The organism is Flavobacterium sp. LHD-80 (assembly GCF_030929605.1).
In the GTDB taxonomy this organism is placed as follows: Bacteria; Bacteroidota; Bacteroidia; order Flavobacteriales; family Flavobacteriaceae; genus Flavobacterium.
The window spans coordinates 287,636-311,954 of sequence record NZ_JAVFVS010000002.1; the positions used below are offsets into that span (position 1 = coordinate 287,636).

General features: G+C 36.6%; 12 protein-coding genes. 7 read left to right on the forward strand and 5 right to left on the reverse strand.

All coding sequences use genetic code 11. The features are described 5' to 3' along the window. Positions 1-91: 91 nt before the first annotated feature. The 5 genes from RB619_RS04235 to RB619_RS04255 form a co-directional block, all read right to left on the reverse strand. A complete protein-coding gene (locus tag RB619_RS04235; RefSeq protein ID WP_308094580.1) occupies positions 92-667 on the reverse strand; it encodes a phospholipid scramblase-related protein in 576 nt (191 codons plus the stop codon). 197 nt (positions 668-864) lie between these two features. Further along, positions 865-2,793: an OmpA family protein gene (locus tag RB619_RS04240; protein WP_308094582.1), complete on the reverse strand. Its 1,929-nt coding sequence runs from the start codon at positions 2,791-2,793 to the stop codon at positions 865-867. An 11-nt stretch (positions 2,794-2,804) separates the two neighbouring features. Continuing rightward, positions 2,805-3,728, reverse strand: coding sequence for a type IX secretion system membrane protein PorP/SprF (locus RB619_RS04245; RefSeq protein WP_308094584.1), 924 nt, complete (start codon positions 3,726-3,728; stop codon positions 2,805-2,807). A gap of 20 nt (positions 3,729-3,748) precedes the next feature. Beyond that, a complete protein-coding gene (locus tag RB619_RS04250; protein ID WP_308094722.1) occupies positions 3,749-8,284 on the reverse strand; it encodes a gliding motility-associated C-terminal domain-containing protein in 4,536 nt (1,511 codons plus the stop codon). Further along, positions 8,266-14,550, reverse strand: coding sequence for a hypothetical protein (locus RB619_RS04255; protein ID WP_308094587.1), 6,285 nt, complete (start codon positions 14,548-14,550; stop codon positions 8,266-8,268). Before RB619_RS04255 ends, RB619_RS04250 begins: the two co-directional genes overlap by 19 nt. A 1,009-nt stretch (positions 14,551-15,559) precedes the next feature. Between RB619_RS04255 and RB619_RS04260 the strand changes: the two genes are divergently transcribed. The 7 genes from RB619_RS04260 (at position 15,560) to RB619_RS04290 (ending at position 24,319) form a co-directional block, all read left to right on the forward strand. After that, a complete protein-coding gene (locus RB619_RS04260; protein ID WP_308094590.1) occupies positions 15,560-15,895 on the forward strand; it encodes a hypothetical protein in 336 nt (111 codons plus the stop codon). A gap of 102 nt (positions 15,896-15,997) precedes the next feature. Further along, on the forward strand, positions 15,998-17,653 hold the full coding sequence (locus RB619_RS04265; RefSeq protein WP_308094593.1) for an ATP-binding cassette domain-containing protein: 1,656 nt from the start codon (positions 15,998-16,000) through the stop codon (positions 17,651-17,653). A 2-nt stretch (positions 17,654-17,655) separates the two neighbouring features. After that, positions 17,656-19,011: a biotin/lipoyl-binding protein gene (locus tag RB619_RS04270; RefSeq protein ID WP_308094596.1), complete on the forward strand. Its 1,356-nt coding sequence runs from the start codon at positions 17,656-17,658 to the stop codon at positions 19,009-19,011. Beyond that, on the forward strand, positions 18,992-20,410 hold the full coding sequence (locus RB619_RS04275) for a TolC family protein (protein WP_308094598.1): 1,419 nt from the start codon (positions 18,992-18,994) through the stop codon (positions 20,408-20,410). Before RB619_RS04270 ends, RB619_RS04275 begins: the two co-directional genes overlap by 20 nt. A gap of 268 nt (positions 20,411-20,678) precedes the next feature. Further along, entirely contained in the window at positions 20,679-22,664 is a 1,986-nt protein-coding gene (locus RB619_RS04280) for an ATP-binding protein (RefSeq protein ID WP_308094601.1), read from the forward strand. A gap of 75 nt (positions 22,665-22,739) precedes the next feature. Further along, positions 22,740-23,105 (forward strand): response regulator transcription factor, encoded by a 366-nt coding sequence (locus RB619_RS04285; RefSeq protein ID WP_308094603.1) that lies wholly within the window; start codon positions 22,740-22,742, stop codon positions 23,103-23,105. Beyond that, positions 23,105-24,319: a tetratricopeptide repeat protein gene (locus tag RB619_RS04290; protein WP_308094606.1), complete on the forward strand. Its 1,215-nt coding sequence runs from the start codon at positions 23,105-23,107 to the stop codon at positions 24,317-24,319. The genes RB619_RS04285 and RB619_RS04290 overlap by 1 nt, the downstream gene beginning before the upstream one ends.

Genomic DNA, 24,319 nt, shown 5'->3' on the forward strand with positions numbered 1-24,319 from the left:
TTTTGAACTGAAATGGTTTTTATAATGGAAAAATAACTAAGCCAGAAGAGTTATGTCAGAATTTTAATTTCCTTGGCTAAAAGCTATTTTTCTAATTTAAAAAGCACATATTGAGAACAATGGCACTAGACAAAATAGCTATCTTTTCTTCATCCTTAGCATAATTTAGCATTACACTTATTCTGTAGCTGTCTGTTGATGGAGCAATGTTTTTCATAGTTCCGTTCCAATTGTTGTTTATTGATCCAATTTGGTTTTCGGAAGAATCATTAATGATAAAATTGGATTTTTTCCAGGGATCACAGATTTCTGCAATTACGTGATTGGAAGTGTTTAGAATTTTAAATTCAGGTTTAGAAAAGCTGAAATTTGGATTTATTGCTCCAATTTTTTTTCCATTAGCATCATGAATTACAATTTCAGATTTTAAGAAACTGCCTCTTTTTGAAATAGTAGCTTCTAAACCACCATTTGCACTTCGAATTTCAATATTAAAAGGAAGTATTGATTTGCCAATAATAGTTGGAAGTACTTTTTGAATTAAACTGAATTTTTGTTTAATTCGGCCGATTCTTTCTCTTTTTTCGTTGTAAATATGACAGCTTTCCTGAAAGCCATTTTTTTTGTCCACAAAATAATTATTAGTTTCAAAGAAATCTGAAATCATAGATTTGAGCTGGTTGGTTAGTTTTTTGGTGCTCAAAAGTAGAATTTAAGTTACAGTTAGAAATAGGTATAAATACCTGTTTATATGTTAAAAAACAAAACAAATTGCAACACTGAAAGAAAATAACTACACTGATAATCATTGTACTACAACACGTGATTCAAATTTTTTTTGCAAAGAGATTTTAGAGGTTGAAACTACATTTTAGTGATGATAAATTCGCTTCGTCTGTTCATTTGATGTTGCGCCTCAGTACACGGAACTCCGTTTGAACAATTGTTGACCAACTGAGTTTCGCCATAACCCATTGCGCTTTCTATACGTTCTGGTGCAATTCCCTGCGAAATAATATAATCTCGAGTAGCTTTTGCTCTTCGGTCTGAAAGTTCGAGGTTGTATTGATCATTGGCACGGGAATCAGTATGAGATTCTATTTTAATGACAACAGTAGGGTATTGGCTCATTAATAAAACGACTTTATTCAATTCGATTGCCGCATCATAACGAACTTCTGATTTATTGAGATCAAAAAAGATAATTCCGATTTTGATTTTCAGCAAACCATCTTTGCGTTCGATAAGAGCAGGATCAAGCCCAATGGGAACTTGAGTAATGCCTGAATTTTCTGGCGTCACAATTGCTTTTGTGCTGGTGGTGAAATTATCTTTTGCGGCTTCAATTGTATAGGAAGTTTTACAGTCGATATTTTCTTCAAATTCAAATTTTCCATCAATTCTGGAAACGGTTTCTTGCAATTTTTGATTTTCATTGTTTTTAAGCGTTACAATCGCACCTGCAATATTTTTGTTTGAAATAGCATCAAATACATAACCGTCTATCGATTGTACACAGCTTCTTTCGAAAGAATAAATATCATCGTCGCCTTTGCCTGTTTTTCTGTTCGAACAAACAAAACCTTTATTGGTTTTTTCGTTTACGATATAGCCAAAATCGTCCATACTGCTGTTTAACGGTGCACCAAGATTGACAGGCTCATCAAAAACTTCATTGTTCAAACGGCTTTCAAAAACATCAAGGCCACCAAGTCCTAAAAATCCATCAGAAGCAAAGTAAAGCGCTTTATCTGTTATATACGGAAACATTTCGCGTCCGCTGGTGTTGATTTTTGGGCCAAGATTTTTTGGGTTCGAATATTGATCTTTGCCTAAAATATCAACTACAAAAATATCAGCTCCACCAATTGTTCCAGGCATATCAGAAACAAAATAAAGTTTTTTACCGTCTTTGCTAACTGTTGGCTGTCCAACTGAATAATTATCACTGTTAAAAGGAAGTTCTTTTACATTTTTCCATTTCACAGATCCATTGTCGCTTTCGACAGCAGTAGCCGAATAAATTTTTAAATTATTTACCCCTTTGCTGTCTCTTTTAAGTTTTCCGTTATAGTTGTTTCGCGTAAAATAAATGGTTTGTTCGTCTGGCGAAAAGGCAACACAGGCTTCGTGATATTGAGTTGTAATTTCTTTTCCAAAACGCTCTTTAAAACTCACATTTGTCTGTTGCGGACTTATTTTACCAAGTTGCATATTTAAATAGGGCTGATCGTTCCATCCATATTTATTTGTTTTTAAATAGGAGGAATCTACTGTTGTCGAATACACTAAATCGCCTTTGTAAAACATTGGCCCAATATCAGAGTACGGCGAATTAATTTCGAGGTTTTCAAGTAAAAACTGTGGTTTCAGCTTTTTGATATCTTCAAGTGTTACTGTTTTTAGCGAAAAATTTTGCCCTCTGGAATCCGATGATTTTTGTTTTTCAGAGAAGTTTTTCATCCATTTTTTTGCCAATTCATAATTTTGAATTCCCTGCAATGACTGTGCGTAACGGAAATAATATTCCGCAGAAACTTCAGTTGGATAATCGGCGAGCAGTTTGCTGTAGTATTTGCTGGCATTTTCCATTTGTGTATTGAAATAATAGGCGTCGCCAGTGCGTTGCAGAATCTCTTTAGAAACATCTCCACTATTAATAGACATTTCATACGACTTTGCTGCATCTATATAGTACATTTTATCAAAAAGAGCATCGGCCGCTTTGTTCTTAGTTTGCGAATTAACCATTTGAATGGCAAGCAATACAAGTATAGTAGTTGTTCTTTTCATATAGGTCAGTATTAAAAGAATCTTGGAGATTTTAATCCTTTTTTGCGTGATACTAATTCAAATCGAAGCATAATTTCATGTGTTCCGCTATTATAGTTCTGCAATTCTGTTGTTGTATAATCATAAGCGTAACCCACAGTAAATTGAGGAGCAATTTGTAAAGCTGCCATTGCACTAACCGAATCGGACGTACGATAAGAAGCACCGAGAGTAATAACATCGTTAAACAGGAAATTGGCTGAAAAATCGGCAATAAGAGGAGCACCAGATACATATTTTACTAGCATTGCAGGCTTGAATTTTGTATGAGCCGAAAGATCAAATACAATTCCTCCAATTAGATACAAGTGCATTCTTTCGTTTACTAGATCATCAGCAATATCATCATAATTGTATCGTTCTCTAGTCAGAAAATTTGGAATTGATAACCCAATATAATCGCGTTCGCCATGCCAGTATAATCCAGCTCCAACTACTGGTACAAATTTATTGGTTATGTTTTCACGAAACACGACATCAGGATCACGATGACTACCTTTTGTCCAATCGATATTCAAAACGCGTCCGCCACCTTTTACACCAAAAGACAATTTATGCGTTTGACCAGATTGAATAGTATAAGAAAAATTGGCATCAATGAATTGTTCTTCTGAAGGACCGATTTCTTCGTTAATGACAGACAAGCCAAGACCTACATTTTTAGCGATTGGTGTGTCAAGGGTAAAAGATTGCGTTGTTGGCGCTCCGTCAAGACCAACCCATTGCGTTCTGTACAACCCTGTTATAGCTAAATGTCCCAACGATCCAGCATAAGCTGAGTTTACCGTGAGTGTATTATACATATACTGCGTATACTGCGGTTCTTGCTGCGCATAAGCTCCAAATACAGAAAGCGTTGTAATTACTGTAAAAACCTTTTTTATATCTTTAATCATAGCCAATTATTTTGGTTATCCTAATATTTTAAATATAGCCAGCCAGAAGTTTTGGGAGAACCATCTCCTAGATCCAGAATGTAGAAATAGGTTCCTTCCGGAAGTGTTTTGGCAGATCCTTCTTCTTTACCATCCCAAGTGTTGTCGTATCCTTTTTTATAGTAAACGATATTACCCCAACGGTTAAATATGGATAGTTGATTATCCGGATATTGTGTAATACAATCAATATAGAAAGTATCATTTTGGCCGTCGTCATTTGGTGAAAATTCATTCCAAATTTTCAAGCAATTTGGCTGTACCGTTGCACTGTCTTGGTTATTAGATGCATTGGTATCAATTTGATCCATTGAAACCAGTTGTGCGATATTCAGATAATCTTTAACATCAACAACTTTTACATTTAGAGTCAGTGTTTGAAGACCTTTTGGCGCAACATTTGGAATTTTCCAAATTCCGGTTGTACTGTCATAAGTTCCAGAAGTTGCATTGGCAGATTGGAATTCATATCCTTTTGGCAACAAATCTTTAACCTCAACATTTGTTGCGGCTAAATTTCCTAGGTTTTCAGCTGTAACGGTAAAGATTACGTTGCTGTACATGGCAACATCTGTTTTATCAACTTCTTTGTTTATTGCGATATCAGTTGACGGAATATTTATGAATTCAGAATCTTCATCATCTTCGCTCTGATCACCGTTGTCATTGTTCGGTTTACTGTCAGGATCAAATTGATTAGAGGCTGTTACCTGAGCCATGTTTAGATAATCATCGTGATCAAGACCTTTAGGATTTGCAACTGTAACTTGATAAGTAAGTGTAACACCGCCTACAGGAACAGTCAAACCAGCCCATTTTATAGTGTTGTTGCTGAAAATTCCTCCATTGCTGATATTGGTAATATTTCGATATCCTAACGGAATTATATCATCAACATTAACTCCAGTCGCAGTACTTGGCCCTTCATTATTAAGCTGTAAAGTGAAGGTAATTACTTCATTTACATTTGCATTTTTGTTGCTTACTGTTTTTTCTAAACTTAAATCGGCAACTGCTACATTAATTTGAAGACTTGCATAATCATCTTCTGTTGTAATGCCATTATTTGGAGTAGAGTCAGGATCAGGGAGATTACTTGCAATGATTTCAGTTGTATTTGTATATTCGCCCGCAACACCACTTGGAGGATTTACGGTTGTATAGATATCCAGCGATTCATCGTTGCCTGCAGTAACAATACCTACATTCCACACACCAGTAATATAGTTGTAAAGACCGCTGGTAGGAGCACTGGTTAAATATTTGAATCCAGGAGGCAATAAATCTTTAACAGATACACCGCTTGCATTTGCAGGACCATCATTTTTAACCGTAACGGTGAAAATAACAGTTGCACCAACATCATAAGTTGCATTGGCATTCAATGCCGTTTTAGTAAGTGATAAATCAGCCATTACAATGACAGGCGTTACAAAAATACTGTCATAATCATCTTCAGTGATGACGCCGTTTCCAGGAGTACTGTCGGGATCAAATTGATCTGAAGTCATTATTTCAGCTGTATTTAAGTATTCGTCTGCAGTACCAGTTGGCGCTTTAACAATTGCATTTATCAATAAAGTATGACTATTTCCTGATAAAATAGTTCCCGGCGTCCATATTCCGGTTGAAGCATCATAGCTTCCGGATGTTGAATTGTAAAACAGGTACTGATAACCAGATGGTAGGATATCTTTAATAGTTACACCAGTTGATGTACTTGGACCATCATTAGTAACAGTAATAGTAAATGCAATTTGTGACCCAATGGCAGGAGTAAGGTTGTTGCCAACGACATTTTTCTCTATCGAAAGATCGGTTACTGCGGGTACAGGTGTAATTAATTGTGAATCCTGATCATCTTCTCCCGCTACATTGTTATTTGGCGTACTGTCAGGATCATGTTCATTTGAAGTATTGATTTCTGCAATATTATTGTAATTTCCAGTTCTATTTACCTTAACGCCTATTAATAAAGTTTCTGATTCTCCATTTGGAATTGTACCAATATTCCATATCCCGGTTGAATTAGCATATTGTCCAGTTGTTGAGCTATAAACAACATATTCAAAACCGCTTGGTAGTATATCTTTTACAGTTACTCCAGTAGCAGTGTGAGGACCGCTGTTTTTTACTGTGATCTCAAATGTTACCGTTGCACCAAATATTGGACTTAAATTACCTCCAACAACAAATTTTGTAAGAGATAGATCGGCAATAGGAGCAATTGGAATAACGGTTGCGACTGCATAATCATCTTCTGTGACAATCCCATTGTTTGGAGTTGAATTTGGATCTGGCAGATTACTTGCTGTAACTTCAGCTGTATTAATATATTGACCATTAGGATTTACTGTTGCTGTAATCTGCAAAGTTTGAGAATCACCATTTATTAAAGAACCAATAGTCCATTTTCCAGTAGTTCTGTTATAAGTTCCCTTAGTAGCCGTGTAACTGTTAAAAGTGTATCCTGTAGGTAATAAATCGGTTACCTCGACTCCTGCAGTGTTTTGAGGGCCACTATTGGTTATTACAACTTCAAAAGTAACAGAAGTGCCTATCAGCGGAGCTGGATTATTTACTGTTTTGGTCAATGATAAATTAGCTGACTGAGGATTTGGAGTTGTTGAGGCAGTAGCATAATCATCTTCTGTTGCAACTCCATTATTTGGAGTAGAATCAGGATCTGGAAGACTAGCAGCAGTCACCTCAGCAATATTAAGATAATTTCCAGTTGCATTTACGGTTGCTACGATTTGCAACGTTTCCGATTTTCCGTTAACCAAATTGCCTAGCGTCCATAATCCTGTTGTTGAATTGTACGTTCCGGTTGAAATGTTGAATCCGGTAAAAGTATAACCTGTAGGAAGCAAATCAGTGACCTGAACTCCACTGTTATCTTGTGGACCATTATTAGTGACTATAATTTCAAAAATAACTGAAGAACCTACTAATGGTGTTGCATTATTAACTGTTTTAGTCAAAGATAAATCAGATGCCTGACTTGTAGGCGTAACTATCGCCGTTGCATAATCATCCTCGGTTGTAATACCATTATTTGGCGTTGAATCAGGATCCTCAAAATCAGCGGCAGTTATTTCAGCAATATTAAGATAATCTCCTGTTGCATTTACTGTAGCAGTAATTTGAAGCGTTTCGGATTTTCCATTAATGATGTCACCAACTGTCCATAAACCTGTTGCTGGTGTATAAGTTCCTGTTGAAACTGTATATCCTGAGAAAGTATAACCCGATGGAAGCAAATCTGTAACTTGAACATTTTTATTATCATCTTTTCCGCCATTGCTTATTACTATTTCAAAAGTAACTTGTGAACCTACCAATGGAGTTGTGTTATTTACAGTTTTTGTCAGAGATAAATCAGAAACTGGAGGTGGGGGTGGTGTTTCTGCTCTTGTTCCGACTAGTGCAATTGCATAATCATCTTCTAAATTGGCTCCGTTATTAGGAGTTGAATCTGGATCAGCAAGATCAGCAGCAGTAACTTCAGCTCTGTTAACGAAGTTTCCTATGGCACTTGCTATTGCAGCAATTTGCAAAGTCTCTGATTGACCAGTTGCTAAATTACCAATGTTCCATAAGCCTGTTACTGGATCATAAGTTCCTGTTGACACTGTGTATCTGGTAAAAGTAAATGCTGCAGGGAGTAAATCAGTTACTTGAACACCAGTATTGTTTTGAGGGCCATCATTTTTTACAATAATTTCAAAAGTAATTTCTGTATTGACAACAGGTGATGAATCACTAACCGTTTTAGTTAACGATAAATCAGAAGATTGCGCTGTAGGAGTAATGGTTGCAGTTGCGTAGTCATCTTCAGTTGTAACACCATTATTTGGAGTAGAATCAGGATCAGGTAGATCACTTGCTGTTACTTCAGTGCTATTAGTATAATCTCCAGAAGCATTTACTGTTGCTGTTAGCTGCAAGGTATGCGAAGTGGCGTTTGGTAAAGAACCTAAAGTCCATAATCCTGTTGTTGAATCATAACTTCCGGCAGTTGCGCTGTATGAAACGTATGTATATCCAGACGGAAGAATGTCTGTTACAGTCACTCCGGTTGTTGCCTGCGGACCTGCATTGCTAACTTGGATACTAAAGGTAACTTGTGAACCTACTAAAGGAGTAGCATTATTTACAGTTTTAGTAATTGATAAATCAGCAGACTGAAGAACAGGAACTGTTGTTGCTGTTGCATAGTCATCTTCTGTTGTAACACCGTTATTTGGAGTAGAATCTGGATCAATCGTATCGCTGTTTGTGATTTCAACAATATTAGTGTAATCTCCAGTAGCGTTTACATAGGCATTTATTTGCAAGGTTTCAGATTGCGTGTTTCTTAGGATATTTAATGACCAAATACCTGTAGTGCTGTCATATGTACCGCTTGTCGCATTGAAATTTAAAAAAGTATAACCAGACGGAAGCAAATCTGTTACCTCAACCGCACCAGCATCCTGTGGACCGTCGTTTGTGGCTATAATTTTAAAAGTGATAAGCCTCCAACTAGAGGTGTTGGGTTGTTAACTGTTTTTGTTACCGATAAATCTGCCGATTTAGCTATCGGAGTAACAGTAGCTTCTGCGTAATCATCTTCTGTTGTAATGCCATTATTTGGAGTTGAATCAGGATCTGGTAGAACACTTGCGGTTACTTCTGCAGTGTTTGTGTAATTTCCGGTAGGATTTACAGTAGCAAGTAATTGAAGTGTTTGAGAATTTCCATTAGGTAAACTACCAACATTCCAAATACCTGTAGTCGAATCATAAGTTCCTGTAGATATTCGATATCCCGTAAAGGTGTAGCCTGAAGGAAGTAAATCGGTTACTTGTATGCCAGTATTATCTTGCGGACCACTATTGGTTACAATAATTTCAAATGTGACTTCAGAGCCAATGATTGGCGTTGTCGTATTTACCGTTTTTGTTAGAGATAAATCTGATGATTGCAGAACAGGAACAGTGGTTGCCGTTGCATAATCATCTTCAGTTACAACACCATTATTAGGAGTTGAGTCAGGATCAAGTGTATCGCTGTTTGTTATTTCGACTACATTAGTATGATCTCCAGTAGCGTTTACATAAGCGTTTATTTGCAAAGTTTCAGATTCGGTGTTCCTTAAGATGTCCAATGACCATATTCCGGTAGTGCTGTCATAGGTACCGCTGGTTGCATTGAAATTGAAAAAGGTATAGCCAGACGGAAGCAAATCAGTAACGGTAACAAATGATGCATCTTGAGGACCACTGTTGGTGGTTATAATTTTAAAAGTAACAATTGAACCCACTAGTGGTGTTGCATTGCTTACTTCTTTTGTTAGCGATAAATCGGCAAGAGGCAACACTGGTGTAAGCACAACACTATCTTCGTCATCCTCGCTTTGATCGCCATCGTCATTATTTGGTGTAGAATCGGGATCTGGCAGACTACTTGCTGTAACTTCGGCAATATTTTTATAATCGCCCGTTGGAAGTACCTTTGCATCGATAATAAGCTCTTCTGAATTGCCAGGATCAATAGTACCAACATTCCAAATTCCCGTGGTAAAAGTGTATAAACCAGCTGATGAACTGTAATTTACAAATTCGTAGCCGGATGGCAATAAATCTTTTATTAAAACCCCGCTTGTACTATTTGGACCATCATTAGTAATAACAAGTTCAAATGAAACCTGACTTCCAACTACTGGACTTGTATTTCCTGTAACCACATTTTTAACTAGTGATAAATCTGCAGTAGGTCCAATAAAGGTAAAAGGAGCATTTGATTCATCATCTTCACTTTGATCACCGTCATCATTATTAGGTGTACTATCTGGATCAGGCAGATCGCTGGCTGTAATTTGTGCAATATTTAAATAGCCTCCTAAAGGATTTACAATGGCTCTAAAAGTTAAATTTAAAGTTCCTCCATTTGCTAACGTTAAGTTTTGCCATGTGAGAGTGGTATTAGCAATATTATAAAACCCTCCATTTGATACAGATCCAGGAATTAAAGTAAATCCTTGTGGTATAACATCCTGTACATTAATTCCGGTAGCATTTCCCGGACCTTTATTGAGAATTGTGAGTGTAAAATCTACTTGATCTCCTGAAGCACCACTTGTAGGCGTAACTGATTTAGTCAATTCTAAATCGGCTGATTTTAAAGTAATATTTGCACTTGCTCTATCATCTTCTGGCAATCCATTGCCGGGAGTGCTGTCGGGATCAAATTGATGCGCTGTTTGTATTTCGGCAGTATTGACATAATTAGCAGTAGTTGCTACATTTACTTTCGCCGTAATTTGCAAGGCAAGAGAGTTACCGTTATTAAGATTGCCAACATTCCAAATTCCTGTAGTGTTATTGTATTTTCCGGCTCCATTGTCGCTTACATAAGTGTATCCTGGAGGTAATTGATCTGAAACTGTTATTCCTGTTGCATTGTTAGGACCGCTATTGGTCACTCTAATAGTGAAAATAACATTATCATTAATACTTACAGAAGTAGGAGAAACTGTTTTTTGAAGCGATAAATCTGCTACATCAAGAATCACTGTTGCACTATCCTGATCATCTTCAGTTGAGATACCATTATTTGGAGTACTGTCAGGATCAAATTGATCTGAAGCAATAACTTCAGCAGAATTCACATAAGATCCACCAGCTCTAATCGTTGCTTTAAAAGTTAAATTTAATATACTGCCACTCGGAATTGTTAATCCAGTCCAAGTAACTGTATTATCTCCAACATTGTACTGTCCTGCAGCATTTACAGATCCAGGCACAATCACAAATCCTAACGGAATATAATCGCGTACTGCAACGTTAGTTGCTGTAACAGCACCTCCTTGGGCATTATTGTTAAAGACATTTATATTGAAAGTTACTATATCACCAACGCTTCCTGTTGTTGGTGTTACTGTTTTGGTCAATTCAAGATCTGCAACTGCCAATATGGTAAGGTTCATGGTGTCTGATGAAACAGCACAATTTCCATTGGTTACATTCCATTGCAGGGTATAAATTCCAGGAATAGTTCCGGTCACGGCTGTTGTAGGACTTGTAGGATCTGTGAAGCCTATTGTGCTTGGTCCTCCAGTTTGTGTCCAAGATCCGGTACCGATGGTTGGCGTAACAGCATTTAAATTGATAGGCGAGAATTGAGGAACAATTTGATTTGGTCCTGCATCAGCTGTTGATGGATTTTGATATATGGTCACAAGAACAGAATCTTGTGAAGTACAACCATTATTATTTTGCGTCGTAGTAGTCCAAAGAAATTCATAAGTTCCAGGTATTAATCCTAGCATTAATGAATTAGCATTATTTGGCGATGCTATATTTGCTGTATTTGGCCCAGAAACCATCGTCCAAGTACCTAAACCAGAGGTAACAGGAGTAGCGGCCATAGTAGCGGTTGTTACATTACAAAGTTCCTGATCTGGTCCTGCATTTGCGATAGACGGTGGTGTATCATTGAAGGTTATGGTAACAGTATCCGACGATGGTTGACATAAAGATGGGCTTGTAAAAGGTCCATTCGTGACAGTCCATTGTAATGTGTAAGCACCTAAAACATTTATATTCGATAAGGTAGTAACCGGACTATTAGGATTGTCAATTACAGCAGTTCCGCCAGGAGGTTGAGATATAAATGTCCATGTTCCAATACCAACAGTAGGAGGCACAGCGGCAGTTTTATAAGTTGTCTGACATGCTACAGTATCATCAGGCCCTGCATTTGCGGTACTTGGCGGTGCATTCATTTCTATTCGAACAATGTCAGACAGCGATCGGCAATTATTACTTTGAAATACCCATTCAAGAATATAAAGTCCCGGAACTGTCAAGTTTGTAACGGTTGTTAATGGTGCCGATGGAGTAGTTATTACAGCAACACTTCCTGACGGCTGATAAACAAAACGCCATTCGGCTGTAGTAACATCCGGAGGTGGCATATTTCCAGTCATAGTCGCAGTTCCTGAAACATCACTAATACATAAAGTTTGATCAGGTCCTGCATTTGGGTCAATGCTTGCACCACTGAAAATGGTTATGTTTACAGAATCTGACGTTCCGGCGCAAGTAGCACCATTTGGAAATGTAGTAGGAATAGTTGTAAAAGTGAATACATAATCATTTCCAGGAACTACAGTCGCATTTGCAATATAACTGTTTACCTTAGATTGTGTAATTGTGACATCATTTGGGTTTCCGGTTGTACTAGTAAGTGCCCATGTTCCTTTTGAGTTTTCACCTGCCATAAGTTCTACACTTGTGACATCACAATAGGTTTGGTTACTTCCTGCATCAGCAGGTGTATCTACAATTACGACAACATCATCAAAAGTGCCTTGGCACAAAAAGATACTTTTTGCAGTTACGGTCCATCTAAAAGTATATGTACCCGCTATAAGACCATTAATTGCAGTATTTGGATCAGAAGGATCAACAATTGTTGGCTGATTTGGAGCACCGGTTAGTACAGACCATTGTCCTAATTCAAAAAAGCTGTCATATGTACTTCCTGCCATTGTAACCGTAGTGCTATTGCAGACATTTTGATCTGGACCAGCTACCGCCTGATGAGGTGGAATACCAACTGTCAAATTAATATCATCGAAAGCTTGACCGCAAATGTTCGCATCAACTGTCCATCTAAATATATAATAACCGCTGTAATTAAATGTAAAGACCGCATTGGGGTCATGTATATCGCTAATAGTATAATTTCCAACTCCAGAAATTCTGGTCCAGGTACCTGTAGATCCTCCACTTTGAGTTGCAGCCATTGTTATGGTATTACCGCAAATTTCCTGATCAGGACCAGCATTTGCTGCAGGAGGTGTTTCAGCAACAGTTACCGAGACACTGCTTTCACTTGGAAGACAAGTTCTAAATCTCGAAATAATTGTCCAAGTAAATACGTAAGTTCCGTTTCCTGGAACTGTAACTGAAGTATTAGGATCAGTTTCCTCAGCAAAAACAACTCCAGCTGACGGAACTACAGTCCAAGTGCCAATTTCAGTGGGTATTGGTGTATTACCACTAAGGTTAAAAGTTGTGGTTCCAGAAGTATAACAAGCATCTGGCCCCGCATCAGATGGTGTTGGAGCTAGAAGGTTGCTGGTTTGGATGATTACATTATCTGTAACCGCTGAACCGCAAGAAGGCCCCGGATGTAAATAAGCAACACTCCATTGCAATTCATAGGTTGAAGAAGGGGTGAGAAAACCACTTGCAATAGCATTTGGATCATTGACATTCGAAAATGTAATCGTATCAGGCCCTGAAACTTGGCTCCATGTCCCAATTTCACCTGGATCTGGCTGAATGGCGGCAAGCGGAACCTGCGAATTTGCACAGACTAACTGATCTTGACCGGCATCAACGTTATTAATAGTGGTATCGGAAACATATACAGTTACAGTAGAAACTGAAAATCCACAGGTGGCACCACCACCTTTTGTAATATATTGAAAAACATAAGTTCCCGAAATAAGACCACTTACTTGTGTGTCAACAGCAAAATTATCAGCAACTATGGCTGTATTTGGACCACTCAACTGACTCCAAAAATGCAAGCCGTCGTCTGTAATGACTCCAGATAGAATGGTTGAAGTATCACCGCAAGGCAAACTAACGTCTGTTCCAGCATTAGATGGTGTAGGTTCACCAGAAACCAAAACATTTATAGTGTCAAAACCATAATCGCATTCTACAGTTAATGCTCCTGTTTGTCTTCTAATAAATTCAACGGTGTAGTCGCCTGGTGCAGTAAGTGTTAATGTTAAAGAATTTCCAGTGTCTTGCAAAGCTGTAGGAAATGGCCCAAGTGGCGAGAGAACTGGTCCGCTTACAATTCGGTATTGATTGGATCCTGTTCCTGTAACCGCTAGCGGAATAGTAAATACTGTTGCATTACAGCTTCCTACAATATCATCTCCATTATTAGCAACTATTGTTCGCGTTGGCCCATTATATTGTACCACATAATCTTTGGTAAAAATACAGCCTGTATTGTTGTTTGTAAGTGTATAGCGGAATCGGTATGGACCTCCTGTTGAAGAAATATTGGTTACTAAAGTAGTAGGATTTGTAGGCGAAACAATTACTGCTCCAGTATCTCCTTCGATCTGCGTCCACGCAACAGTTTCGCCAGCATATAAAGGTGTTTGCGCAACAAGAGTTACTTGATTTATTGTATTGTCGCAAAAGTATATATTCTCATCTCCGCCCGGCAGCTGCGTTACATCTTGAGTTGCAGGAGGTACAGTAATTACAACCAGATCATTGCCAGATGCACAACCTCCAGTAACGGTCCATCTAAAGGTATAAGTTCCTTCAACTAGATTTGAAATGCCTGTATTATTTGCATTAGGATTGGCTATTGTCGGCGTATTCGGTCCTGAAACAAATGTCCATTGACCATTTTGGCCATTAAGCCCGCATCCGCCATAAGATCCTATAAGATTTGTTGACTGAGTAGTAGTGTAACAATTGCTCAAGGTTTGATCTGGTCCTGCCGTTACCGGTTTAAACCCTCCATAATTTGTAACAGTAATTTGTGATGTTGTTCTGCAACGTTGTCCGGGTGCAAATTCTGGTCCTTCAATAACCCATTGAAGCGTTGTTACTCCACAGCTTGTTGCAGGTAAGGTTATTGTTGAGGTTGCAAGGTTTGGAAAATTAATTACAACACCTGCATTATTGGCTCCTACTATTTCCCAACGACCAGTTTCTCCAGTGTTTTGAGGTGTGTTCCCAATAATCGCCAATGTGCCATCGCTACTAGGACAGCTTGTAATATTGCCTCCCGCATTCGCTTTTGTTATTGGCTTAACATTGACAACTTTATCTTGATAGGATGCAATTCCATCAGCGCAGGTTGCACTATATCTAAAGGTATAAGTATTGCCTCCAGTATATCCTGATACTGTCGTACTAGGACTGGTAGGAGAGTTAATGACAACTGCTGGCCCAGATATCTGTGTCCAATGTACAGTACCAGTAATTGGGCTTGGAGTATTTCCTGTTAAAACTAATGCATCAGTTTCGCAAATTGTTACGTTAAGTACTCCGGCATTTACAGTACAGTTTTGGGCATTTAGGTTTACTGCGCTTAAGATTATTAAAATAATGGCTAAATACAGTTTTTTTTGAAAAATGAGTAACCGCGGAATAAAAGTAAAATTGTGGCATAAGCAATCAGAATTTTAGCAGTAGAAATCATTGTAGATCTACCTTAAATTAATAATTACGCTGTGTAAATTAACTATTCGTTGTTTGTGATTTGCAGGTTGCGATCGAATTGTATGGGTGGGTTCCTCAAAGTTATAAAAACAATAGCTGTCAAGTGCGTTTTTTAATGTTTCAAATTATAAAATGAAACAATAAATTAGATCTTGCAACATAAAAACGGACTGTAATTGCTGGTTTTTGCAAAATGCAGTTCCAATTTTGATTCAGTATGCAACAAATCAAAATAAAAGTGATTTTCTATAAGTTTTTTAGACTTAAATTTATTTGTAAATCTAAAAAGAGAAAAAGACTTCAAAATTCAGCCAATTCTAAATAAGAAGTAAATGCAAATAAACCTGCTTTTGACGGCCTATTTTCTTTAAGAAAAAAATAACAAAAGCTAAATCAATTCTAATGTTATTTTAATGTAGCGTAGAAAATTTCGTTCTAACTTGCGCCCTTGTTAAGAATAGAAAAATGTTGAGCAAAATTAAAAATAGTATCTTTTGTAAATGCGTTCATGCATTGCTAATCGGCTATTTTTTAATGAACAGTATTAATTTTTCAGGAACATTTTCTAGAATTATAAATAACAATACCGAACAGCATTCTGTTAAAGGAATAACATGCAATTTCCTAAAAAAAATATTCAAATGTGACAGCATCTCTGAAGAGTTGGATGATTATGAAACTAAGGAAACCAAGTCAACAAAACAAGCAAAAGGAATTCCTTTATTCGAATATATAATTCCATTTGATTCTTCAATTGCCAACTTGTATTTTCAGGTTGATGCTAAAGGCAAAAAATATCTCAATAATCCAATTTTCTCATTTGGGTTTCATGGCAAAATTCATTTGCGACCTCCTCAAAATATTGTATAAATACTATTTTTCTGATATAAAAAATCAAATACTCAATCCGTAGTATGCTTTTTTTTCGTACATTAATAATTATTTATTAGTGTAATATTTATACATAAATTTATGACACCTTTTAAACGTTTTTACAACTTGCTTACACTCGATAAGCGAGATGTATATCAAATTATATTTTACGCGGCATTTGCCGGTTTAGTAAATCTTTCTCTTCCTTTAGGAATTCAGGCTATTATCAATTTTATTCAGAGCGGACAGTTAAGTGTTTCTTGGATTGTCTTAGTAATTCTGGTAACAATTGGAGTCGGTTTTGGCGGTGTTCTAACTATTCTGCAACTTAGAATTGTGGAGAATCTGCAACAGCGAATTTTTGTGCGTTCATCGTTTGAATTCGCTTACAGGATGCCTTTGATTAAATACAAGGAAATGTATTCTGAATATGCTCCTGAAAAAGCAAATCGATTTTTCGATACGCTTATGGTTCAAAAAGGAACCGCAAAACTGCTTCTTGATTTCTGTACTGCTTTTCTGCAGGTTGGACTTGGAATCATATTATTGGTTTTGTATCATTCCTTTTTTATGGTAATCGGGCTTTTGTTTATCGCTATTTTATACATCATTTTTAAATTTTCGTATAAAGATGGTTTAGAAACAAGTCTTAACGAATCAAAATTCAAATATAAAGTAGCGGCATGGATTCAGGAAATTGCAAGAAACCGTGAAAGTTTTCGCAGAAAAGGCGGTTTTGAGTATGCACTAAAACGAAATGACGGCTATGTAACACAATATGTTAATAATCGTGAAAGGCATTTTCAGGTAATGAAAAAACAATATATTCAGCTTACTATTTTTAAAATCATTGTTACGGCTGCCTTATTGTCGATTGGTGGTTTTCTGGTAATTCACCACCAAATGAACATCGGGCAGTTTGTAGCAGCTGAAATTGTTATTGTATTGCTGATCAATTCAGTAGAAAAAATCATTTTCGGACTAGAATCATTTTATGATGTTTTGACTTCTGTAGAAAAAATTGGCCAAGTGACCGATTTGGAGATTTCATGCATTCCAGAAAAATCGGCGATAAATGAAGGTGGAATCACAATTGAAACCGAAAGCGTTGCCTACAATTATCCAGATCATAATAAAAAATCACTTAAAAATATCAATCTGAAAGTCAATCAGGGCGAAAAAATAATATTGCGCGGAACAAATGGCGCCGGAAAAAGTACCTTACTTCGATTGCTTGCTGGTTTGCTTGAACCAGAAAGTGGTGCGATGTATGTTACAGATACTTTTATGAACCGTCTTGACGAAGACAGTTACAGAGCGCAGTCAGGAACTTATTTGCAAGGAGATACTCTTTTTGCAGGCACAATTAGAGAGAATATTCTTTTTGGAAATGAAGAACTTAACAATGACGATCTAAAATGGGCTTTGGACAGCGTGGGTCTTACGCCAGATATCAAAACATTCCCTAACGGTTTAGAACACCAGGTTCATCCAGGCGGACATGAACTTTCTGCTTCCGATATTCAAAAGATATTACTTGCCAGAAGTATTGTTCACAGACCTAATATATTATTCCTTGAAGATCCGGTTGATAAAATGGACGAACTGACATCAGGAAAAATTGTTGATTTTTTACTTTCTGAAGAAAATGACTGGACGGTAATCGTGACTTCTAAAAATGATATTTGGAAGAATAAATGCGACCGAATGATAACGATTGACGACGGAAAAATTATTAACGACATAAAGCTATAATCATGCTCAATATATCTAAAGATAATAATATACTTATAACTCCGGGAAAGTATACGTCTATTACAAGCGTTGCCCGAAGACCTCATTATAAAATTTTAAACAGAGTCATAATCGGATTTTTGTTGTTTTCTGTCGGTTGTTTGTTTCTTCCTTGGACGCAGAATATTTCAGGAAGTGGTTCGGTTACAACTTTAAAACCTGATCAAAGGCCACAGACAGTGCACAATGCCATTGCCGGAAGAATCGAAAAATGGTACGTGCAAGAAGGAGATTATGTGAAAAAAGGCGATACGATTGTTTTTATTTCTGAGGTAAAAGAGGATTATTTAGATCCAAATCTTGTTGGAAATACAAAACAACAGGTCGATGCTAAAAAAATGGCAGTCGAATCGTATGGCGATAAAGTAAATTCTCTTGAAGTTCAAGCGAAATCACTTAATACCGAAAGAGAACTGAAACTACAGCAAGCACAAAATAAGATAAAGCAGTCACTGTTGAAAATCAAAAGTGATAGTATGGATCTTGAAGCTGTAAAAACGCAACTGCGAATTGCTAAAACTCAATTTGACCGTTCAACTGCTTTGAATAAAGAAGGTTTAAAACCAATGACCGATGTTGAGCAGAAAAGATTAAAGCTTCAGGAATCTGAAGCGTACATCATTACCCAGCAAAACAAGCTTTTGAGCAGTAAAAACGAATTGATAAATGCAAGAGTCGAAATCAACCGAATTTCAGCGGAATATGCTGAGAAAATTTCGAAATCAAGAAGCGACAAATTTACTGCTTTGAGTACGCAATATGACACAGAAGCACAGGTGAACAAATTGGAAAATCAGTATACAAATTACCGACTTAGAAATGGGCTTTACTATATTACAGCTCCACAGAGCGGTTATATAAACCGAGCCTTGCTTACAGGTCTAGGTGAGACTATTAAAGAAGGGACTCCAATTGTAAGCATCATGCCGTCAAGTTATGATATTGCGGTTGAAACTTATGTAGATCCAATCGATCTTCCGTTAGTCCATCGCGGTGCAAAAGTTCGTGTTTGGTTTGACGGATGGCCTAGAATTGTCTTTTCAGGATGGCCGGGATTATCTTATGGAACCTATGGCGGACGAATTGTAGCAATTGAAAATTTTATTAGTTCCAATGGAAAATACAGAGTGCTTATTTCACCAGATGGAGCAGATAATAAATGGCCAAAAGAATTGAGCATTGGAGCAGGAGCACAAAGTATTGCTTTATTAGAAACCGTTTCTGTTTGGTATGAAGTATGGCGAAACCTAAATGGTTTCCCGCCAAATTATTATAAGGCAGATGAAAAAGATGCAAAAGATGGCAAAGACAAAAAATAATTTGAGATACGTTATAAGACTATTTTCTCTTTTGTTTTTATTCGGATTTTCTGTTTCGTACGGTCAGGATTTTAATAAAGAAGAATTAAGTTACAGTGAATTTCTAGGATATGTAAAAAAATACCATCCACTGGTAAAACAGGCTAATCTTGAAATTAGCAATGCTCAGGCAGCGCTGATGATGGCACGTGGTGGATTTGATCCAAAAATTGAAGTTGATTACAGCAAAAAGGAATTTAAAGGAACCGAGTATTACTCCCTTTTAAACAGTAGTTTTAAAATTCCGACTTGGTACGGAATTGAAATAAAAGCCGGTTTTGATGATACTGACGGACAATATCTTAATCCGCAAAACAAGACTCCTGAGGCTGGTTTGACTTCACTTGGTGTAAGTGTTGCTTTGGGACAAGGAATGTTCATCAATCAAAGAATGGCCGATGTAAGAGAAGGAAAACTACAGTTAAAATTGAGCGATGCACAGCGAAAACTTAAAGCGATTGAAGTTTTATATAAAGCCAGCGAAGCGTATTTTGAATGGAGAAAAAGCTATAACGAAGCAGCACTTTACAATAAATATTTAGGTTATGCTAGCACGCGTTTTGCAGGTGTAAAAAAATTGATTGAATTGGGCGATGCTCCTGCAATTGATAGCGTGGAAGCTGGGATTACAGTGCGTAACAGACAATTGAATGTTGAAAATGGAAATCTAAAATTGGCTAAAGCCAAGTTATATCTGTCCAACTATTTATGGATTGAGAATGTTCCAGTTGAGTTGGATGAATTGGTTAAACCAGAAGAAAATTTGATTGAGACATTGGAACAAACCCTGAAAACATCTTCTATGATGGTAGACGTTGAAACTCTGGACACGCATCCTAAAATTCAAGCATTGGAAACAAAAATGGATATGCTGGAAGTCAACAGAAAACTTAAAGCAAATGCGTTGCTTCCTAAGTTGAACGTGGGGTATAATTATATTTCTGAACCTTCTTATTGGAGTTCTTTCAATGCTGATGATTATAAGTTTAATGTCGATTTCAGTATTCCAATTCTGTTGAGAAAAGAAAGAGGAAGCCTTAAACTAGCAAAATTCAAAATTCAGGATATTCAGTTTGATATTGAACAGCAAAGAGTGGAACTTAAAAATAAAATCAAAGCGCAACAGACTGAGATTTCGTCCTTGCAAAGGCAGAAAAAAGTAATTGATAATTTGGTAAACGATTATTTGACGATGCTGAATTCAGAAGAAAAACTCTTCTCCTTTGGCGAAAGCTCTATTTTCCTAATTAATTCAAGAGAGAACAATCTAGTAAGTGCAAAATTATCGCAAATCAGCATAGAGAATCAGTTTTATATTTCTAATGCCGAATTATATAAAATACTGGCAAATCCAGATTAAGAATAAGTTGTTTTTTTACTTAGTTGTTGGTTATATTGAAGAAAACAGCAGTATTTTTTACTGCTGTTTTTTGTTTTTAATAATGCTTAAGCTTTGTGAATGGCACACAGATGACGCGGATTAAATGGGTTTTCACGGAATAATAAAAAAAATCCGTTTAATCCGCGTCATCTGCGTGCTTTATTAAGCTATTAGTCTGCTTAAACCACAATTTATGCGGAGTTTTGGCTGAAATGCTTTATCTTTATCGGCTTTTACCACTAAATAAATGAGCCAAGAAAACCCAATTCCAGAAAACGAACTTGAACGTTTAGCAGCCTTAAAACGCTACAATATATTAGACACACTTCCTGATCATGCTTTTGATGATGCAACAAAACTCGTTTCATACATCTGTGGCGTTCCCATCGCTCATATTTCTTTTATTGATGAAAGTAGACAATGGTTTAAATCGGAAATTGGAATAGGGGTTTCAGAAGTACCACGCGAAATCAGTTTTTGCAAATACACCATTATGGAGTCAAAAATGGTCGAAATCAACGACACATTTTTGAATGAGCGTTTAAAAGACGATCCGAATGTTACAGGCGGTTTTAAAGTTAGATTTTATGCTGGAGTACCACTTACAACGCCAGACGGATTTAACATTGGAACGCTTTGTGCAATAGATCACGTAACCAAAACATTGGATGAAAATCAGCGAAACGCACTTTCGATTGTTGCAAAACACGTAATTAATCAGCTGGAAGTTCAGACAAAAAATATTGAATTGGCAGCGCAGAAAAAAATTGCTGAAAGAGCCGTTTTTGCCAAAGACAGTTTCTTGGCCAATATGAGCCACGAAATCAGAACGCCATTAAATGCCATTATTGGTTTTACAGATCTTTTAGCACAAACAGAACTCGACGAAACGCAACGCGATTATATTGACAGCGTTCAAATTGCAGGCGAAAACTTGCTTTTGATCGTAAATGATATTCTAGATCTTTCTAAAATTGAATCTGGAAATTTAACCATTGATGCAGAGCCTTTTAATTTAAAAAAGACATTGAAACATGTCTATAATTTATTAAAAGTAAAAGTTCCAAAAGAGGTTGAATTCAATCTTTTTTTGGATGCCGATATGCCAGACACTGTTGTGGGCGATCAAGTGCGATTGAATCAAATTTTGGTGAATCTTATTGGCAATGCACTTAAGTTTACACATGATGGCGATGTAACGGTTTCGGTAAAAAAAGTAGATGAAACCGATGATCATTATTCACTTCGATTTTCTGTAAAAGACACCGGAATTGGAATTCCAGAGGCTAAATTGAAAACTATTTTTGAACGTTTTACTCAAGCTGAAGAAAGTACAACCCGAAGATTTGGCGGTACCGGACTCGGATTAAATATTGTAAAACAATTAATTGAGTTGCAGAATGCCCAAATTCAGGTAAAAAGCAAAGAGGGAAGAGGTTCAGAATTTTTCTTTGTCATTTCGTACAAAAAAGCATCTGCCGTAACGGCGGTTGCAAAGCCTTTGTCAAAAAATGAGCTTGGCACCTTAAAAATATTGCTTTGTGAAGACAATGTTTTAAACCAAAAATTAGTACGAAGCGTGATCAATAACTTTGGTTTTGAATTGGATATTGCCGAAAACGGCGAAGAAGGAATTGAGCTTCTATCGCAAAATAAATACGATTTAATTCTGATGGATCTTCAAATGCCAATTAAAGATGGTTATCAGACAACGGAATACATTAGAAATGAAATGAATTTAAACATTCCAATTATAGCAATGACGGCGCACTCACTTGTAGGTGAACAAGAACGTTGTTATAAAGTTGGAATGGATGCTTATGTGCCAAAACCATTCAAACAGCCAGCACTTTTGAAAGCGATAAAAACGGTAATGAGCAAAGGTCCAGAACAGGAAAGAAAGCGCGTTATTGATTTTTCTATTTTAGATGAAATGGCTTGCGGTGATGTAAATTTTAGAAAAGAAATGATACATCTTTTTCTAGAAAAAATTCCAAGTCAGACAGAAAATTTGATCGAAGCATTTAAAAATACCGACCATGATGTTGTAAAAAAATTGGCGCATAATATGAAATCCAGTTTAGATATTTTCATGTTGAGCGATCTTACGAATTGTTTGAATGTTCTTGAAGAAGAAGCTTCACTAAGAAAATTTACATCAGAAACGGCAGATAAAATAAACATTTTGCAATGTGGAATTGAAGAGACCGTTAAAATCTTAAAGGAGCTTTGATACCAAAGAAATAAGCCTTAGCTTTACAATACAAGGATAATATAAATTGAAATTTGCCTCCAAATACCAATGCCAATGAGAATAGTTTTAGCCGAAGATAATGATATCCTACGCAAATCATTGTCTTTTTTCCTCGAGTCCAAAGGATTTACTGTTGACCAGTTTTCTGACGGAAAAGATGCGCTTGATGCCATCGAAAAAAATAATTACGACATCATTTTAACCGACATAAATATGCCCGGCATTAGCGGAATGGAAATTACGCAGTATGTTAGAGAAACTCTTAAATCGGATATTCCAATCATTATACTTACTTCTTCAGGCGTTGAACAGACGGAATTGGATTCTTTTGATATTGGTGCCAATGAATTTATTGCAAAACCAATTAGTCCCGCTGTTCTTTTAGTCCGAATTAATAAGCTATTAAAAATCAAAGCTTAATGAAGTATTTATATTATTCAATGCTGTTGCTGTTTGTTTCTGCGGTGTCTTTTGCACAAGAAATTAATGTTGATGCGGTTCTAGCACAGGCAAAGCAAGAAACCGAAAAAGGCAATTTTGATAAAGCGTTATCATTGATTGCGCCTTTGCGTGCAAAATTTCCTGAAAATGAAGATGTTCAAGTTTTTGAAGGACGAATTTACAGCTGGAAAAAAGACTATTCGTCATCGATAAAAACATTGACGCCATTAACAGATAAAGCAAAGCCAAATCCGGATGCTTTATTGGCTATTATAAATACTTATTTTTGGTCAGAACAATATGAAAAATGTATTGTTTACTGTGATAAATATTTGGCAATTGATTCAAAATCAACAGATGTTATAAAAATTAAAGCTGCTTGTCTTGAAAAATTAAATCGTGACCAAGAAGCGTTGGAAATCATAGATAAAGCATCATTTGCAGACAATAGCACACAGCCATTTAGAGCTATTCGCACGCTTATTGGCAAGAAAGCTAAAAATGCAGTTTCTGCTTCTTATCTTAATATTTCAACTTCAAATCCGGGACAGTCGCCTTTGCATTATGGCTATGTCGAGTATTCGCATAAATTCAGCAGTTCAGCAATTGTTGGAAGAGCAAATGTTGGAAATGCAAACAATGACACCGAAATGCTTTTTGAAACTGACTTTTATCAAACATTCAAAAACAAAAGTTATTTGTATGCAAACGCAGGAGTTTCAACGGGTGAAACTGTTTTTCCTGTAGCAAAAGCAGGTTTAGAATATTATTTTGCTCCAGTTAAAAAGTTTGATTTTGCGTTTGGAGCCCGATTCATGCATTTTGATTCCGATGATATAACCTTGCTTACAGGTCAAGTTGCTTATAATTCGGGCAGTTATACTTTTGCTTACCGACCTTATTATGATACAGGAAATGCTTTGTTTTCGCATGTTTTAAGTGTTCAGAAAGTGAATGAAGAAAAAGAAAATTTGATCCGATTGGAACTTCAATACGGAACAGTTCCTTATTTATATCTCTATAATGGCTTTACGCAACCTTTAAAGGCGTATCGCGCTGGCGTGCAATATCAGCATCGAATTGGTGAATCGTTTTTTGTACGCCCTATTTTTCTGTATGAACGAGAGGAATATGTGCCTGATCAATACAGAAACAGATTCAATGTTCAGTTAATTGTTACTAAACGTTTTTAA

What these genes read in the sequence shown, in the direction of transcription:
- RB619_RS04270 (WP_308094596.1), top strand. Translation starts at nt 17,656, where the DNA reads ATGCTCAATATATCTAAAGATAATAATATACTTATAACTCCGGGAAAG.
- RB619_RS04240 (WP_308094582.1), bottom strand. Translation starts at nt 2,793, where the DNA reads ATGAAAAGAACAACTACTATACTTGTATTGCTTGCCATTCAAATGGTT.
- RB619_RS04245 (WP_308094584.1), bottom strand. Translation starts at nt 3,728, where the DNA reads ATGATTAAAGATATAAAAAAGGTTTTTACAGTAATTACAACGCTTTCT.
- RB619_RS04280 (WP_308094601.1), top strand. Translation starts at nt 20,679, where the DNA reads ATGAGCCAAGAAAACCCAATTCCAGAAAACGAACTTGAACGTTTAGCA.
- RB619_RS04290 (WP_308094606.1), top strand. Translation starts at nt 23,105, where the DNA reads ATGAAGTATTTATATTATTCAATGCTGTTGCTGTTTGTTTCTGCGGTG.
- RB619_RS04260 (WP_308094590.1), top strand. Translation starts at nt 15,560, where the DNA reads ATGAACAGTATTAATTTTTCAGGAACATTTTCTAGAATTATAAATAAC.
- RB619_RS04285 (WP_308094603.1), top strand. Translation starts at nt 22,740, where the DNA reads ATGAGAATAGTTTTAGCCGAAGATAATGATATCCTACGCAAATCATTG.
- RB619_RS04275 (WP_308094598.1), top strand. Translation starts at nt 18,992, where the DNA reads ATGGCAAAGACAAAAAATAATTTGAGATACGTTATAAGACTATTTTCT.
- RB619_RS04235 (WP_308094580.1), bottom strand. Translation starts at nt 667, where the DNA reads ATGATTTCAGATTTCTTTGAAACTAATAATTATTTTGTGGACAAAAAA.
- RB619_RS04265 (WP_308094593.1), top strand. Translation starts at nt 15,998, where the DNA reads ATGACACCTTTTAAACGTTTTTACAACTTGCTTACACTCGATAAGCGA.